We start from the raw sequence: 17412 nt of genomic DNA on the forward strand, positions 1-17412 counted from the left end.
AAAAACTCCTTTATAATTAGTAAAAATTAATTTGAATTAACACAAATGTCAACGACAGGCCTTGAGCCTGTTAAAATCTTCTTCAGCGTGGTATGATGACCGAGTTAGTGGGCTTGATGCAACCACTAGGAACCCTTTGGAGTAAGCGATATATTTATAATGCTCAAATTCCTCTGGGGTAACATACCTATCAAGTTTTGCATGTTTTGGAGTTGGTTGTAGATATTGACCAATTGTAATAAAATCAACCTCAGCACTGCGCAAATCGTCCATAACCTGAAGTATTTCCTCTTTTGTTTCTCCAAGACCAACCATAAGCCCTGACTTTGTGAAAACTTTAGAATTAATCTGCTTTACCATCTTCAGTAAATATAGTGAATGAAAATAGCGAGCTCGTGGTCTTATTTTTGCATACAATCTCGGCACTGTTTCAATATTGTGGTTATAGACATCAGGTGATGCAACAGCGATTGCTTCAAATGCTCCTTTCTTATTTAAAAAATCAGGAGTTAAAATCTCTATTGTTGTTTCTGAAGTTATCTTTCTAATTTCTTCTATGCACTGTATAAACTGATTTGCGCCACCATCTGGTAAATCATCACGATCAACGGAAGTAATAACAACATGCTTTAAGTTTAACTTTTTTATTGCTTTTGCTAAATTTTCTGGTTCATGAGGATCTAGTTTATCAGGAATGCCAGTTGCAACGTTGCAAAATGCACAAGCACGAGTGCAAACAGAACCAAGAATCATCACAGTAGCATGACGTTTATTCCAACATTCACCAATGTTTGGACATGCAGCCTCTTCGCACACTGTATGCAAGTTATGCAGTTTAACGATGTTTAAGGTCTCATTGAACACTTCACCGGTCGGAGCTTTTGCTCTGAGCCATTGAGGTTTGCTATGCATCTGAAACTGCTAACTCTACCTCTTGCTTTACTAAAACTTTTTTCAACCTTCTTTTTATCTTCTGCGCTTTCTCACTTAGTTTAATCGTTCTTGTGTTGAGCAAAAAAGCATCTAAATCACCTTTGTAATCTATAGTTCTCAAAGTTCTTGTTGCCACACGAAATCTAAACTTTTTATTCAATATATCACTTGTCAACGTAACCTTATGTAAATTTAAAAGAAAGGTACGCTTTGTTTTACGATTTGAATGTGATACCTTATTACCAAAAGATTTTTTTCTATTTGTTAATTCACAAACTCTACTCACTTCAATATACCAAATTATTCTATGTACTTAGATTACCTTATATAGTCAAATAGTCAATACTCTCTTGCTTAATTTTTATACTATATACTGCTTTATAGCCAAAAAATATCGTAATTTTTTCTATTATAAGAGAAATCATATGCTGAATTTCCAATGCTTTGCTGCCATTTGTTACTACCAGATGCAACACACCCGAATTTATATTCTGTGCATATGAGATCTTTTTCGGTTTTGTACACTCTGCTATTTCTTTCCCTACTATATTTCGCCAGTTTAAAATAAGACGTATTTCATTTTTGCTAATTTTATTTTTCATGCATTTTAATGCATAGTTTTCTATTATAGACTTTAATTTTTTTGGACCGCTACGTTTGAGCATTTTTCTGTTTTTTTAGTAGGTAGATAATATAAAAGTATACATATAACTTGAGATTTTGTCATTACTGCTACATGTTTGTGAGATACCGTGACGGTATGACCATAATCGTCACTCCGCAACGCATATTGCATAGTCGTCATTCCGCGGCGTGTTCGCGGAATCTAGCTCTGGTCACGCTACTTAGATGACAACCTTCTAACTGCTTTACAAACCTCTAGCCTCACACCGTAAAAGCAGTATTTTTATGCAAAACTTATCTCAACGTAGCACTTGTCAAGATCGTTCCATTTACCAAATTTTGTGCTGTCATCTTTGCCTCATAATTAACCTTATAGCTGTTTTAATTGTAATTAGTTAAATTATTATTAACTTGCCAGGCTAGATCCAAAAAATAGCATAATCCATATGCAAATTGTAATAGAAATCACGTTTGCGTATGGTTTATTGCTATGCGGTTAATCTTTCCTCAATCCAAGCTGCCTGAATGGCTTCGAGTATTTTCTCGTTACAGCGTTTTTCATCATCATCAAATTCCTCTAAACTCAAGACCTTTTTTTTAAGCTCAGTGAATCTGATACTAATTATATTCTCATTTGGAAATTTTTCCTCCAGAGCTTCCACAATATCTTCTATATCAAGCCATTTCATACTTTTTTGTATTTATCTGCTAAGTTAAATTGGTGCCCATGGGGAGACTTGAACTCCCAAGGTCGCAAAACCCACGGATTTTAAGTCCGCTGCGTCTACCGATTCCGCCACACGGGCTTTTTTTATCTATCTAGAGTAAAACTCTACTACTAAATTGACTTCCATGTCTGCTGAATAAGGAACCTCAGAATATTGAGGTGACCTCAAATACTTCACTGAATGCTCTTTACTATCTGCTTCTAAATAATCCGGAGCCTTGCGCTCTTGTTTTTGTTCAGCCTCTACTACTACAGGGATTTTTGCTGCCCTTTCTCTTATTTTTATTATATCACCTGGCTTCACTCGATAACTCGATATGTTAACCACCTTATCATTAACTGTAACGTGCTTGTGAGATATGAGCTGCTTTGCTGAGTAAATTGTTGGAACAAGACCAGAGTGGTATAAAACAGAACTTAATCTCGATTCTAAGATACCGATAAAATTATCAGCCGTATAACCCTTTCTGTTATAAGCATCTAAAAATGTACGTCTGAGCTGCTTACTTGAAATCGCATAGTAAAACTTAAATTTCTTATGCGCAGCAAACTGCTTACCAAAGTCGGATAACTTCTTGAATCCAAGAATACCATGTTGACCTGGAGGGTATTTCCTTTTGTTTACTGGGTCTTTAGCTCTACCCCATAAATTTACACCAAGTCTACGGCTAATCCTATACTTTCTAGTGATAACAGTTGTCATATAAAAACTCTCACGATTTAACTTTAGATTATTAAGGATTTTAGCACTCAGTGTCAACTTGTTTTTGCTGATATAATCTTTTATACTTCATTTTTAAGTTTTTCTATTAACACATGAATCATTCACATTTGGAATCTATGGCAAACGCCATCCGTTTTTTATCAATTGATGCAGTACAAAAAGCAAACTCTGGACACCCAGGTATGCCACTTGGCATGGCAGATGTTGCAACTGTTTTGTTTGCTAAATATCTGAATCATAATCCTGATGATTCTAAATGGTTCAATAGAGATCGCTTTGTTTTATCAAACGGTCATGGGTCAATGTTACTATATTCAATATTATATTTGACAGGTTATATTAGCATAGATGAGCTAAAGAACTTCAGGCAAATGGGATCCAAGACCCCAGGTCATCCAGAGTTTGGCTTGACTTCCGGAGTAGAGGCAACAACAGGCCCTTTAGGGCAGGGGTTTGCCGCTGCTGTTGGCATGGCACTTGCTGAATCGATACTTGAAAAGCAGTTTAGAATCAATCACTACACTTACGTGATGCTAGGGGATGGCTGTCTTATGGAAGGAATAAGCCATGAAGCAGCATCACTTGCTGGGCATCTTAAATTGAATAAGCTTATAGCTCTTTTTGATGATAATGATATTTCTATAGATGGCGCTACTTGCCTTTCCTGTTCTGACGATGTAGAGAAACGCTTCTTAGCGTATGGATGGAATGTTGACAAAATTGATGGCCATGATTTTGATGCCATATCCTTTGCAATAGAGCAAGCAAAAAAGTCTGATAAACCTACAATGATCTGCTGCAAAACCATTATCGGAAAATTTTCAAGCCGTGCTGGCACATCCTCTGCTCACAGTGGTGCTTTTTCGGAGGAAGACATCAAACAGATGAGAGAGAAATTAAACTGGAATTATGAACCATTCCATGTACCAGAAGATGTGAAAAATGCCTGGAAGAAAACTGTTGAGAGAGCAAAACAAAATTACAATTCATTGTCATTCCAGTGCGTGACACTGGAATCCAGAGAAAAAAATGAAGAACTAAAAAGAAGACTTGATAAGCGTTTGCCGGATAATATCGCTGGTGTTTTAGCTGACCTGAAGAAACAAATATGTGAGCTAATGCCAAACGAAGCTACTCGATCTTCTTTTGGTAGGGTAATGGAACTTTTAACACAACATATGCCGGAATTAATCGGCGGTTCTGCTGATCTTACCGGGTCAAATTGCACTAAATATAAGCACATGCAGGTAATAAATAGCAATAATTATAGTGGCTCTTATGTCCACTATGGAGTGAGAGAGCACGCTATGGCAGCATGTATGAATGGTATGGCACTTCACGGCGCGATTCTTCCTTATGGCGGCACTTTTTTGGTATTTTCCGACTATTGTCGTCCTGCTATACGTCTTTCAGCTCTGATGAAGCAGCAGGTTATGTATGTCATGACTCACGACTCAATTGGAGTGGGAGAAGATGGCCCAACTCATCAGCCAATAGAGCATTTAGCCTCTTTGCGTGCTATACCAAATCTATATGTTTTTAGGCCAGCCGATGCAGTTGAAACTCTGGAGTGTGTTAGCATTGCACTCGAAAAGAAAGAATCTCCAGCACTGTTTGCGCTCTCAAGGCAAAACGTAAGTTACATGCGCAAGTTCTACTCTGATATCGATCAATCTGCTAATTTATCGAAGTTTGGTGCATATATTTTGTGTGAATGTTCAAAAGAATTAAAAGTGACGATATTTGCTACGGGGTCCGAGGTTGAAATTGCAGTTGAAACAAGGGAGAAATTGCAGGAAAAGGGTATAGGTACAAGGATTGTTTCTATGCCATGCTGGAGGCTTTTTGACGAGCAAAGCGATGAATATAAAGCGGCAATATTAAATAATGACAGCATTAAAGTTGCAATTGAAGCCGGAAGTGAAATGGGTTGGCATAAATACATAGGTTCAAACGGTATATTTATTGGCATGAAAAGCTTCGGAGAATCAGCACCTTATAAAACACTTTATGAGCATTTTAATATCAACGCTGATCATGTGGTAAAATGTGTGTGTGAGAAACTGGTTTACATTCAGTAGACTTCTTGCATAACCATATGAAAGCCCACTCTTCTTTGTCATTCCAGCGCGTGACGTTATTTCCATCCAAGATGATGTCATTCCAGCACTTGACACTGGCATCTAGTTTTCTTTACAAATTCACCAAAAGTGCTTCATTCTATAACGCAAAACCCATACTCACCAAACCCAATGCATTACTTGCAATTAAGTTTCCTGGATCCCAGTGTCTGGGCACTGGGATGACACCTCTGGGCACTGCCGTCATAAAGGAACCAGTGTCAGCTACTTGAATACATACCACCATGTCATTCCAGCGCGTGACGCTGGAATCTAGTAAACCTCTGGCTATATTATGTCATTGCCTTCTGAACTACTTGGTGATTCTAATACAACTGGTTGATCAAATTCAGATGATGATTGTGTTGGCTCATCAGACCCAAACAACCATGAAAAAAACCCACCAAAAAATGATGCAACTAATGAAAAAGGCTTCATAAGTATACTAAACAAACTACCAAAAAAAGAGCTCGGCTGTTCTTCTGTTTGTGCAGGTTCTGTGGAAGCAACATAATTTACACCGTTGTCTTGTATATCAGTTCCTTGTCCTGCACTGGTGGTCCCCTGTTGTGTTTGTGGTGTTCCACTCCCCGAATTTACAGTTTTATCAGCTTCTTGCTTTGTAATGTCTGATCCTGATTGAGCATCACCTTCTTGTTTTTCTTTCTCTCGTGTACCAGCATCTTCCTCTGAATTTTCTTCATTGTCCGTCGATGGCTTAGAACCGTCGCCAGGGTTTTTTGCATTCCTTAATAGAGCTTGTATTTCTTTATCAGTGGCTAAATTTAAGGGAGTTTTTTCATTTTTATCTTTTATATTAACATCTGCCCCTTTATCCAATAGAGCTTGCACCACCTGCTGATAACCACTTTCAGCAGCAAAGTGTAAAGGAGTCTTTCCACCTTGATCTTTTGCATTAACATCGATTCCTTTTACTTGCAGTAGGGCTTCTACTACCTCTTTATGGCCCCATACAGCAGCCAAATGTAAAGGAGTCTTTTGCGACCAATCTGTTGCATTAACATTGATCCCTTTTACTTGCAGTAGGGCTTCTACTACCTCTTTATGGCCCTTTTCAGCAGCCCAATGTAAAGGAGCCCTATCTCCATCTTGTGCATTAACATCGATTTCTTTTGCTCCCAGTAGAGCGTTCAATACATTTATGTCTATATTGCCCTTTTTAAGAACCAAATGTAAAGGAGTTTTGCCATATTTATCTTGTGCATTAACGTTGATTCCTTCTGCTCCCAGTAGAGCGTTCAATACATTTATATCTATGTTGTCCTTTTTAAGAACAGAATGTAAAGGAGTATCTTTCTTGTTATTTGGTAAATTAACATTGATTCCATCTTTTCCCAATAGGGCTTCTACTACCTCTTTATGGTTCTTTACAGCAGCTAAATGTAAAGGAGTTTCTTGCGACCAATCTGTTGCATTAACATTGATCCCATTTACTTGCAGTAGGGCTTCTACTACCTCTTTATGGCTCTCTACAGCAGCCAAATGTAAAGGAGTCTTTTGCGACCAATCTGTTGCATTAACATTGATTCCATTTACTTTCAGTAGGGCGTCTACTACCTCTTTATGGCCCTTTTCAGCAGCCCAATGTAGAGGAGTCTTGTTATCTTGATCTTTTACATTAACCTTTGCTCCTTCACTTATTAGACGGGTTACTTCCTCAATATTACCTTTTCTAGCAGCCTCAAGTAATTTAGCTGTGTTTTCTAATAGAGTTTGTATTTCTTCGTTAGCAGCTAATTTGAAAGGAGTCTTTCCATCTTTATCTACTGCATTAACATTTGCCCCTTTATCCAATAGGGCTTCTACTACATCTTTATGGCCCCATACAGCAGCAATATGTAAAGGAGTCTCTCCTTTATCATTTTCTACCTTAACATCTGCTCCTTCACTTATTAGACGGGTTACTGCATCAATATCACCTCTTTCAACAGCCTTAAAAAAATTATCTCTACTTTGTGAACTACTCATCCTACACCTCTTTGTAAAACTATATTGTTATGATAAAGCCGTTAATAATCTATGAGCTCTCACCCCCTGTAAAATTATATTATCATGATAAAGTCATTAATAACCCATGAGCTCTGGATCACGCAAATAATGGTTATTCCCTGTGTTTTTCAGTACATTTGAGCTGGCTGTACATAAGAATTGCAATTGTAGAGCATGCTATTGTTAATAGTAAATTTGGTAAAATACCATAGCGAAAAAATTTTCCTACTATATATATTCCAATAGCCCCAAACATCATATTGCAGAATGAGAGAACTGCACTACCAAGCCCTATACCTTTGATCGTTTCTAAAGCAGAAGTTACGTTATTGCTTATTATTAATGCAAGTCCGATATTGGCTGGAATCCAAACAGTTTGAAGAATTAATATATTTAACTTGTCCGCGAAATAAAAATATACCAATAAACTATCGGATATTATCGGTAACACCAAACCTATTATTAGCATTTTGCTAACCCCTACTTTTGTTACATACCTTCTATTAATTAAAGTTCCAATTATGTAAAATATGACTATGATCGATATGAGGTAGCCAAAATACTGTACTTCAATGCCCATCGATTCAAATATGAAAGGGTAGTTAGCAATGTATGCCCAAAGCCACATGAAAGTTAATCCATGAATGGCTGAAAACCCAAGGAAACGATAATTTCTAAATATTGATATATATTGCTTGCAGATATTAGTAGTTATGTTAGTTATACTGGTTCCATTTTTATTTACAGTGAGTGTTTCTTGTAACTTAAAGTAGATAAAAATAAGTATAGCAATTGCTGCAAGTGATATAATAAAAAACAAAAATTTCCAACTATACCCATGTGAAATTATATAACTGCCCACCACTGGAGCTATTCCAGGTGAGAGTGCCACAACCATATTTAATTTTGAAATGACTCTCGAGTATTCACTACCCGAGTACATATCCCTTATTGCTGCATACCCAACAACACCTGCAACACCAGCCCCTGTTCCTTGTATGAAGCGAATTAGTATCAAGAGCGCAATACTGTCGGCTATATAACACATGACACTTGCCAAAGTAAAAATTGTCATACCAATCAGCATCATTGGACGCCTACCATAATGGTCCGATAATGGACCATAAATTAAGCCAGATACTGCAAATCCAACTAGATTCAAGCTAATTGTAAGCTGCACTACACTGCCTTCTACTTTAAAATAATTGGCAATGCTTGGTAGTGCAACTGAGCATAGGTCAGTTGCCATATCGACAATTGCTACAGACAATATCATAATAAGAGAGATGATATTTTGCGGAAGAGCTGTTTTCACTTAATGATTTACTGGATTAAATACACTTAATTATAATGTATTTTTTTCATTAGTATAAGTACAATGTTACATAGTAAACGATGTCATTCGAGTAGCGGACACTGAAATCTTAAGCTAAAATCATGAAAAGCCTGAATTTCAATACCTTATCTTTGATTATTCACTTTAAGCTTTAAGTCTTCAACAGAAGATGCATTTGCCTCACTTACTACCTTTAGTGGTTCACCAAGATTATGCTCTATTTTTATATTACGCTCAGGATCGTACTCTATTCTTGTATCAAACTCAAAGCCCAATTTCTCACAAAGTTTTTTGAAATACTCAATAAGCTTATTTATAATATAAGTAAGCTTATCAAACAAACCGTCATCACCAGCTTTATAGTCCTCTAACTCTTTAGGAATGGTAAGCAATACCTTACCGTCTTCATACGTCACATTTTCATCCTTACATTTCAGCTTAAACTCCGCTGAACTGCAAAAACCTGGTGTTTCGATATATGTACAATCATCATAGTTAAGCATTTTTGTATATTTCATGCTAAAACTAAGCTTTATACAATTGGGTTCACGACAATCCATAATATACTCTCTTGTCATACAGTTGCCTTGCGTTGACAAATGAAAAGATCCAAGAGCTTGATTCATATCATTAGGAAGAAAATGAGTATATCCGCCCTGATAATAGTTATTTATTAACTCCTCAATAATAGAGTTATTGGGAATTGTTGCACCAACGTGTTTAAACATTTCTGTAAAAATTTGTCTGAGAAATGGACGATAATTCCCTTTTCCGTTTTCATCCCGTAGAATTAGATTTTTATGGTTTGAATACAGATTGTTAATAAATTCGTTAGTTATTTTTTGTCCGTTAATAGCAAGGCCGTGTGTTCTATTAAGATCCTTATATGTTCCCTCACCAGAAATTACTTCGTCCCAAGTGTTAGCTTTGAAATCAGCATATTTGAGCTTCTTCACTTCAGCTTTCAATGCATTGACCATTTCCTTTGACATGTTATATCTCTACCATTAATACCTGTATATTAATTTTAGCACTTACTTTATTAAATTTCAATTACTCAAGACCTTCGCTTCCGTATTATCCAATGAATCACCATAAGTCACTGCTTTAAGGAAAAGTCGTTTTCCTGGTTGCACTTCAAAAGATATTATTGAATCATCAAGTAGAACAAATTTTTCACCTGTGGTGTGCTGATACTCTTTGGTGCCTTCTTGCCCTCTAATTAGGTTGCTAAGCTTATATTTATTTTTATCTATTAGTTCAGCACTCTGGAACTTTATCACCTCTTTTCCAACCAGTGCTAAATTGCTTACATTTATAGTACTAACGTTAGTGCTTGTAAAACCCTCTTCCGTCATCCCAGTGCCCAGACACTGGGATCCAGGAGAAATATAGTCAAGCGCTGGGATGACACCATCACTTAAATAATGGTTATATGAAGAACTCAATATACCAAAACGTAGCACTACTATAAGCCCCTCGTCGGTAGATTCCATTACATATCCGTAAGTAGACTGCTTGTTTGTGCTTGCAATAGGCTTATAATCCTTATCGTTGTACGAAATAAAGAGTGTTGCTCCCTTCCAATTCTTTTCCTCACTAATTAAAGTAAAGCTTGCACTATTACCTTTAATATCCGGTAAATCTATCATTTCTACGATGGTTTTGCTAATGTGAGAGGGAGGGTATTCCTTCAGCATAAGTGACCTTGTTGAAGGAAAAGAAAGCTTATATATAGAGTGATCATAACCAACGCCAATTACTTGAATGGATATGCTTTCGAATTTTGTTTTTATAATTCTCACCGTATGCTTTTTCTCACCGTCTAAAATCGTTATTACATCACTTGGCACAAGCCACGCATATTTTATCGGCAGCTTGAAATTGTATATATTTCTCTCTTGCCACGAAGAATAAAGTAAAACCTCAGCTATATTTTGCGCCTCTCCCTCCTCCATAATGAGCGGTATTTCAACTGTTATAGCAGCGCCTTGCTTTGGCAACTCAGCATATTTAACATCAATTGGATAGCCAAAATTGCGATTAAAATAAACGACGTTAACTTTATTGTTTAAATCTAATTGACTGATATTAGCAAGTTTTGAATTGTTACTGAAAACCATTTCACCAATTGGTATTCCAGTCGTAACTCCCCTGCCCTTTTGGACAAATTTCAGTTTAGAGTCCTGTTCAACCACATCAAAAAAATAGCAACTTTGCAGCATTTTAATAATTGAACGTACCGATTGCTGGTCGTTTATCACATACCCAGACAATAACCCTTTGACGTTGCTTGCATCGAACTGATCGCTTTTTAAACCTGTTTTTTGTAACAGATCCGATAAAACATCGGAAATATTAAGCTGTGAAAGCTTTCCCTGAATCCAATGTCCTGTCTGCCAATTATGGCAGTCAGTCCACATATCACACAAATTGGGGAAATAAGGAAATGGCCTTGCATCCCATGCCCAGAGAAACATTTTTTCTACCATTTCTGAACTTTGCCACTTTTTTAGCGTTCCTTCAATTGCAATTTTTTGCGAAAGAAAGCTCACCTCTCCGTTTGAATATCGTGGATATTTGCTCTCTATGCTGCCTTTGTCAACAAACACATTTGGCTCATTAGTGCAGCCGTTCATACTGGGAAATCCATATTCAGTAAACCATATTTTTTTCATTTTTGGTTGCCATTTTGTTTTACTACCACCGGGGTTTATGTGAGTTTCACTCCACCATTTCTCTATATTTTTCCACGCATACCTGCTGTCGTTATACTTTACTTTTTCAGACTCACTCTTTGAGTAATCATAGAAATAATCATACCCCACTCCACTGCTCCAACCACCCATTACATCTTCCGCAGAATAGCCAAAAGGAGGCTCTGGACCATCAGTCAGTGGAAAATAAGCATCTATGCCAACAACGTCGATGTACTCTGAAGACCACAGTTCATCCATATTATACCAACCATCATATGAATGGTATTCGCTCCAATCTGCAGCGTAGGTAACTGTTACTTCTTTTCCAAGATTAAGTTTTATTCGCTTTGCAAGCTTGACCAGCTCTATAACGGCAGGGTAATTCCCTTGTTCATCCCTGATTTTGGTAAGTTGCGCAAATTCAGAACCAATGATAAACCCTTCCACTTTAGTTTGTTTGGCAATGCTTGCATAATGCTCTATAAATTTGTTGTACTGATTCTTAAAAAAATCACTTATATCTTCAGGAGCCCCACTCAATCTTCCTCGCCACTCTTTGTTCTTTGTATCAAGTAAGGGCATTGGATAGAGCATCACCTTATAACCTCTGCTGTGCAGCTCTTCTATATATCTAGTTAACGCTGCATCACTAACTGTGCCACCATACCTTGGGTTTCCACTCGCATCTTTTGAAATTAGCTGAGCATTATCTCTGGTTACACCCCCTACTTGCCAATCATCAGGTAATATCGCGGAATCATCTTGAAATTCAACTGCAGGGTATATTTTACAATCTTTAATGTTCAGATTATTCACAAACCAATTGACTACCACCGACACCAACTCAACATTTGGCAAATCTTCTTTTAATTGATCCAAAGAAAGCATTGCATCGCTCTTTTTAGTGTGGTTGTTGTGATTTACCCTTTGCGCCAGCCCATATGGGATATATTGGTTGCTGCTTATTTTCTCTTGCGCGATTTTCTTCTGTATTTTTGTATCATATACAAACTCACCTGAACCTGGTATGATATTGATATTCCGAATATTTTTTGCTACTGAAAATTCATTTGACTTTACTGCAGTTTGCACTTCAAACGTAAATACCGGAACATGATTATTATAGTCTGCTAAAGGAAAATTCTTGATGACTATGTAAGATATTCCCCTATAAGCCGGCACATTCCCCTCTCCTTCAATTGATGACATAAATGGATCAGGATTTTGGTCTTCTCTGCCGCTGTAAAAAGTATAATCTATTTCATCAAAGCTAAGTGATGTTGTATCTGCCCAGATTCTGTTTAATTTTTCTACTTTCCCCTTGCAGATCGCAATTGCAAGCGTTGCATAGTAATTATATGTAACGTTCATACCTCTTCCAATTTTACTTTTGGTGGTTATCGCCTCTTCTTTTATTGGCTGTGCCCAAATAATATTCCCTGCAACACGAGCAGTGCCATAGATAATTGGGATCGTTCTGCCGTAGGTTGAGGTTTGAACTTGCAGATTTTTTAGCCTTGCCCCATGCGTTACTTTTTGCTCGGCTTCAAGGCCGAACATTGCCCCATCTAGCTGTGCACCAAGAAGAGCACCAAGTTCTGAGCCGATAATCCGGCCAATTGGCCCAAAAATGCTGCCTGCTTGACCAAAAATTGATGATAAAATTATTGTAGACATGGTAATCCTCCTTTTTGTTTCTATAGTTAATGTAGGCTCTACGTCATGCCGCCGCGCCGCTAACAAGCAGCGGGATGACGAGCTTATCGTTATGCCGCCGCGAACCGTCATACCGTCACGGTATCTCTAGATCCTGCTAACACGTAGCAGGGTACTTAACCGTCATACCGCGATTCATTCGCGGTATCTCTTAGCCGCTAACAAGCAGCGGAATGACGAATTTGTCGTTTTACAGCCACTTGGATGACAATTTGCTACTAAATAGTAGGAAATTCAATAATTTACAATGAATAGTTGAAGTTTGTAATTAAGAAAAGCACATGGTGTAGCTATAATCATTGTAAGCAACAATAAGAAAGTGCGGAAGTAGAAATTTGAGTTGACAAAATAAGAAAAAATATAGTATATTAATAATATTGATATTAACTTAAACTAATTATGCCAGCAGTAGTAAATACACCAGACAACATACAAAGACCGTCAAAATTAAAAAAAGCAAAAGAAATTCTGCTAGCTCCTGTAAGGTGGCTAATCATAGGTTTATCTGTAGTACTTTTGATAATATTTGTTATTTCTTTCCTGGTGTTTCTCTCAATCGCCAATGTATTGAGTAAGCTATATCTTTTTGCAGGAGGCAAAGCACCAGAATGGTTAGAGCAAAGAGCTGAAGCATTTATGGAGGCAGCACGTATTCCACAAACAACGCATGATACTGATGTAAATGATGCAATTAATATTAACGTTCAAAAGCTAAAAGAAAACTACGGTGAGCCTGATATTGATGATAAGTTTATAGAGGAAATAGAAGGATTTATTGATCAGTTAGAGTGCATAGCAAATGGCACACAAAAAGCTGCAGATAAAGATCAACTTACAGAAGATGAGAAAAAACATGCACTTGAGTGCTTGAAGCGTATAAAAAATAACCCTGGTACACATAGTGGAAGCGGGTTAACATTGAAGCAAGTTTTAAATTTAGTTTGGAAGGCTTGCAACGATCAAACTAGAGCAAATAATATAGCTATTAATACCCGCATATCACAGAGAAAATATCAACTGGTTAAACATTTAGTAGAATCGCAAACAGAATACGGAGTGTGTGGTGGTCGTGGTTCAAGTGCATGTTTTACTGGCACATTTAACAGTATTGTCTCTTCCTTGTACACTTTTGAAGAGTTTTCCTTCTTGCAAAAAGCAGATAAGAATACTATAAAGCAGGAATTTGAAAATGAGCTGCAAAAAAAGGGAGAAGAACTATTTAATCAGCTTTCCAATGATAAAGAAAAAAAAGAAGTTGCAGAAGCTTTAAGTAATCCTTCTACAAATTTCTTTTCAAGCTATGTAGAGTCATTTAAAAACCACTCTGCACGTGCAGTTTTAGGTGATAAAGAATGCGACAAATTAGTTAAAACTCATTTTAGTAATCTTCAGTACAATAAAACAATATCACGCTTTACCTAAAGTAATCACTTAACTAACGGCAAAGTGATACCATGCTGATTCATGTATTTTCCTTTCATATCATCATATGATTTCTCGCATTCACTTTCGCCGCTTAAAAATACGAATTGGCATGCGCCTTCATTAGCATAAATTTTTGCAGGAAGTGGAGTGGTGTTTGAGAATTCGAGTGTGACATGACCTTCCCATCCAGGTTCTAAGGGAGTAACGTTTACTATAATTCCACATCTTGCGTAAGTTGATTTACCAACACAAATGACCAGTACATTCCTTGGTATACGAAAATATTCCACTGTACTTGCAAGCACAAAGCTATTTGGTGGAATTATGCATACGTCTGTTTCTTTATCTATAAAACTATTCTCAGAAAAATTTTTAGGGTCCACGATGGCTGAATTAACGTTAGTAAAAATTTTAAATTTATTATCCACTCTTGCATCGTAACCGTAAGATGATAGTCCGAAAGATATAACACCTTTGCTGCTTTTGTGATTCACAAAAGGCTCTATCATTCCAAAGTTTTCAGCTTTTTCTCTTATCCATTTATCTGGCATAACTGCCATAACTGTTCCTTAAAGTTGTGTAATACTTACAATAATATAAAATAAAATTTAAATGTAAACTGTAGCTTTTGTCATGCAATTAAAGCTTTTCAGTTTGATGTTTTGTTACAATAATTAGATTTATGTTCTTAACTAAAAATAATGCTTAGAAACTTTCTCCTGATTTTTGTATTCGTATTATTCACGCCGCCGTCAAATGCTGATGCCAGGAAATACATCAGAATTGTTGGATCTTCAACTGTTTTTCCTTTTATCTCGTTTATAGCCGAGGAGTTCAATCGTGTATTCCCTTTTAAGACTCCAGTTGTGGAATCAATAGGAAGTGGATCAGGGTTCAAAATGTTTTGCTCAGGAATAGGGGAAGACACGCCAGACATCACCACTTCATCTCGCCCTATGAAGGAAGTAGAAAGAGAACTATGTAAAAGAAATAAAATTAATGAAGTGATAGAGATCATCATTGGCTATGATGGAATTGTCATTGCAAATTCAAATCAAAGCCATAGATTTGATTTCACAAAGAAGGACTTATTTGAAACTTTATCTGCATATTCTCAAGAAAATGATAAATTAGTAAAAAATAATAAGAAGTTTTGGTCTGATGTAAATCAAGCCTTACCAAAAACAGAAATTGAAATTTATGGTCCACATCAAAATACAGGCACATACGAAACTTTGGTTAATTCTATTATGCTTGATCAATATTCATGCATGAACTCGAGAATTTTCAAAGAGAATTATAAAGATCAGGAAGAAAGAAAGAAAGCATGTGGTAATATAAGGGATGACGGAAGGTATATAGAAGTTGGAATTAATGAAAACATAATAATACAAAAATTGAAAAGTAACAAGAACGCTTTAGGGATATTTAGTTTTAGCTTTTTAATGAGGAATCAAGATAAAATACAAGGGAGCACAATTGCAGGAATTGAGCCAACTTACGAAAATATATCATCGGGAAAATATATATTAGCAAGACCTCTATACCTTTATATAAAGAAAGAACACCTGGATACTGTTGATGGATTAAGAGAATTCATAAAAGAAATTATAGATTCGATCGGCATTGAAGATGGGTACCTATCTAGGCTTGGTCTAATTCCACTTTCAAGTGAAGATATAAAGAAAGCTTCAGCAAAGGTTTATGATATAACGTGACGGCAACGTTTCTTTTATATTCTTTGTTCTAGCGTAGTCAGACCCAGCGCGGCGCGCTGGGATGACAATGGATTACTAATTAGACAGTTCTGCGTTGTTGCAACACCCCAGAAACAACCGGGTCCGAGCTTTTCGTATTTGGGCTTTCTGATTTCTCACAAACTCCTCCAATATAAGCTAGTACAGCCAATGCTGAAACTGCTAAAACTTCTAAAACTAATGCAACTACAGGATATGCCAGCACATAGGCTGCAATAGCACCAACTACGCATAGTTCAACAACGCCCAGAGCGATCTTCCCTTTGTGTTCACTCCAGAAGTTTGTATCGTTTTTTTCTGGGGTTTTGTTGTCTGCAGTTGGTGCAGAGTTTACGGTGTTTTGATCTAGATCAGTGTCATCTATAAAGTTAAGATCATCATTCTCAGAAGGATCCTGATTGATTTCTTGTGAAAATCGAGTCGCATACTCTTTATCCCATGCTATCTGATCATTAATCTTGGCATTATCTAGTTCATTTTTACTAAGTTTTTCCTCAAATTCTTGAATCAAATCTTGAAAGCATTGCTCACCTACTCCAGATATTTTAGCAAAACGTTTTTGTGCACATGTAAGTTTATCCATTACATAGTTATTTCCATTGGGCTCGAACCCAAGGAGCCCTGGAGAAGCAGCATCAAACATTAATTTAAAGCTTTCTTTTATCTTTTCCACATCTTCTTGGTTCAATTCTTCACTATATTCAACTTTCAGAGGATAAACTAAAAGGGCATCTACTCTTCCACTACTCCAATATACCTCTCGCTCTAAAACCCTTTCTACATCTTCACCACAATTCTCTAATGCTGCTTTAACTTGATCAATATCAAGGTTTTCTATTGCTTCTTGTAAGTTGGAATCAAGATCCATTACCCACTTGTGATCTTCTATTTTTTGAACAACTTGTACAAGAGCAAAATATTCTGTGCTATGAGGGTCAAATTTTCCTTGAAAGCGTTTAAGATCATCTATTGTATCCGTAAAATATGGTTGATCTTCAAAAGATTTTGTTACCTTGTAATCACACAAAAAATCACGAGTTTTTTGATCAGCTTCCTTCCAAATTAGTTCAATGATCCCTACTTTAGTGTTAACGCTAGTTTTAGTACAGCCAATAACATCATTTAAATGGTACCTTTGTCACTAGTCAGAGTCCCCTCGTGGCTCAAAACTGCTTGTATATCATTATGTTCCTTATTGTTGAGTACGTTCTGGACTTCTTGAAAATTGTCATTCCTGACTGCCTGTCTTAATGAACCTAGAATTTCTTCTTGTGCATCAGTTAATTCAACCATATCTTACCTCTAATAAAAATTTAATTATCATACATATTTACAAGTAAA

General features: G+C 36.7%; 16 protein-coding genes and 1 tRNA gene. 4 read left to right on the plus strand and 13 right to left on the minus strand.

What is annotated here, in order from left to right:
- Window positions 1–48: 48 nt before the first annotated feature.
- The 6 genes from lipA to rpsD form a co-directional block, all read right to left on the minus strand.
- Complete coding sequence (lipA, locus tag ABWU40_RS03955) at window positions 49–912, minus strand: lipoyl synthase (RefSeq protein WP_015589076.1); 864 nt, start codon at window positions 910–912, stop codon at window positions 49–51.
- The gene (gene rpmB / locus ABWU40_RS03960; protein ID WP_006279619.1) at window positions 905–1219 is read right to left on the minus strand and encodes a 50S ribosomal protein L28; all 315 of its coding nucleotides are present in this window, start codon (window positions 1217–1219) and stop codon (window positions 905–907) included. The genes lipA and rpmB overlap by 8 nt, the downstream gene beginning before the upstream one ends.
- Window positions 1220–1256: 37 nt before the next feature.
- Window positions 1257–1598: a DUF721 domain-containing protein gene (locus ABWU40_RS03965; RefSeq protein WP_353279129.1), complete on the minus strand. Its 342-nt coding sequence runs from the start codon at window positions 1596–1598 to the stop codon at window positions 1257–1259.
- Window positions 1599–2045: 447 nt separating this feature from the next.
- Window positions 2046–2246, minus strand: coding sequence for a Fe-S cluster assembly protein IscX (gene iscX / locus ABWU40_RS03970; RefSeq protein ID WP_007552114.1), 201 nt, complete (start codon window positions 2244–2246; stop codon window positions 2046–2048).
- Window positions 2247–2276: 30 nt separating this feature from the next.
- Window positions 2277–2363 (minus strand) — tRNA-Leu (locus tag ABWU40_RS03975).
- A gap of 9 nt (window positions 2364–2372) precedes the next feature.
- Window positions 2373–2987, minus strand: a complete 615-nt coding sequence (gene rpsD / locus ABWU40_RS03980) for a 30S ribosomal protein S4 (protein WP_010962555.1) — start codon at window positions 2985–2987, stop codon at window positions 2373–2375.
- A 113-nt stretch (window positions 2988–3100) separates the two neighbouring features.
- On the opposite strand from rpsD, the gene tkt reads away from it, so the two are divergent.
- Together tkt and ABWU40_RS03990 are read left to right on the plus strand one after the other, a co-directional pair.
- Complete coding sequence (tkt, locus tag ABWU40_RS03985; RefSeq protein WP_015589077.1) at window positions 3101–5089, plus strand: transketolase; 1989 nt, start codon at window positions 3101–3103, stop codon at window positions 5087–5089.
- Window positions 5090–5106: 17 nt separating this feature from the next.
- The gene (locus tag ABWU40_RS03990; RefSeq protein WP_167482804.1) at window positions 5107–5361 is read left to right on the plus strand and encodes a hypothetical protein; all 255 of its coding nucleotides are present in this window, start codon (window positions 5107–5109) and stop codon (window positions 5359–5361) included.
- Window positions 5362–5416: 55 nt separating this feature from the next.
- Here ABWU40_RS03990 and ABWU40_RS03995 read toward each other — a convergent pair whose 3' ends face one another.
- From ABWU40_RS03995 to ABWU40_RS04010, 4 genes are all read right to left on the minus strand, one after another.
- Window positions 5417–7117: an ankyrin repeat domain-containing protein gene (locus ABWU40_RS03995; protein ID WP_353279130.1), complete on the minus strand. Its 1701-nt coding sequence runs from the start codon at window positions 7115–7117 to the stop codon at window positions 5417–5419.
- A gap of 133 nt (window positions 7118–7250) precedes the next feature.
- The gene (locus ABWU40_RS04000; RefSeq protein ID WP_353279438.1) at window positions 7251–8414 is read right to left on the minus strand and encodes a multidrug effflux MFS transporter; all 1164 of its coding nucleotides are present in this window, start codon (window positions 8412–8414) and stop codon (window positions 7251–7253) included.
- A gap of 185 nt (window positions 8415–8599) precedes the next feature.
- On the minus strand, window positions 8600–9466 hold the full coding sequence (locus ABWU40_RS04005; protein WP_015589080.1) for a hypothetical protein: 867 nt from the start codon (window positions 9464–9466) through the stop codon (window positions 8600–8602).
- A gap of 57 nt (window positions 9467–9523) precedes the next feature.
- The gene (locus tag ABWU40_RS04010; protein WP_141456988.1) at window positions 9524–12850 is read right to left on the minus strand and encodes a glycoside hydrolase TIM-barrel-like domain-containing protein; all 3327 of its coding nucleotides are present in this window, start codon (window positions 12848–12850) and stop codon (window positions 9524–9526) included.
- 438 nt (window positions 12851–13288) lie between these two features.
- On the opposite strand from ABWU40_RS04010, the gene ABWU40_RS04015 reads away from it, so the two are divergent.
- Window positions 13289–14311, plus strand: a complete 1023-nt coding sequence (locus ABWU40_RS04015; RefSeq protein ID WP_353279131.1) for a hypothetical protein — start codon at window positions 13289–13291, stop codon at window positions 14309–14311.
- 5 nt (window positions 14312–14316) lie between these two features.
- On the opposite strand, the gene dcd is transcribed toward ABWU40_RS04015, so the two are convergent.
- A complete protein-coding gene (gene dcd / locus ABWU40_RS04020) occupies window positions 14317–14874 on the minus strand; it encodes a dCTP deaminase (RefSeq protein WP_006280485.1) in 558 nt (185 codons plus the stop codon).
- Window positions 14875–15015: 141 nt separating this feature from the next.
- On the opposite strand from dcd, the gene ABWU40_RS04025 reads away from it, so the two are divergent.
- Complete coding sequence (locus tag ABWU40_RS04025) at window positions 15016–16032, plus strand: substrate-binding domain-containing protein (RefSeq protein WP_015589083.1); 1017 nt, start codon at window positions 15016–15018, stop codon at window positions 16030–16032.
- A 79-nt stretch (window positions 16033–16111) separates the two neighbouring features.
- On the opposite strand, the gene ABWU40_RS04030 is transcribed toward ABWU40_RS04025, so the two are convergent.
- Both ABWU40_RS04030 and ABWU40_RS04035 read right to left on the minus strand, forming a co-directional pair.
- Window positions 16112–17098: a hypothetical protein gene (locus tag ABWU40_RS04030; RefSeq protein WP_264378109.1), complete on the minus strand. Its 987-nt coding sequence runs from the start codon at window positions 17096–17098 to the stop codon at window positions 16112–16114.
- Window positions 17099–17193: 95 nt separating this feature from the next.
- On the minus strand, window positions 17194–17364 hold the full coding sequence (locus tag ABWU40_RS04035) for a hypothetical protein (protein ID WP_167482803.1): 171 nt from the start codon (window positions 17362–17364) through the stop codon (window positions 17194–17196).
- Between the last annotated feature and the right edge of the window lie 48 nt (window positions 17365–17412).

The sequence above is a fragment of the Wolbachia endosymbiont (group A) of Cydia amplana genome (genome assembly GCF_964028495.1).
Classification (GTDB): Bacteria; Pseudomonadota; Alphaproteobacteria; order Rickettsiales; family Anaplasmataceae; genus Wolbachia; species Wolbachia pipientis.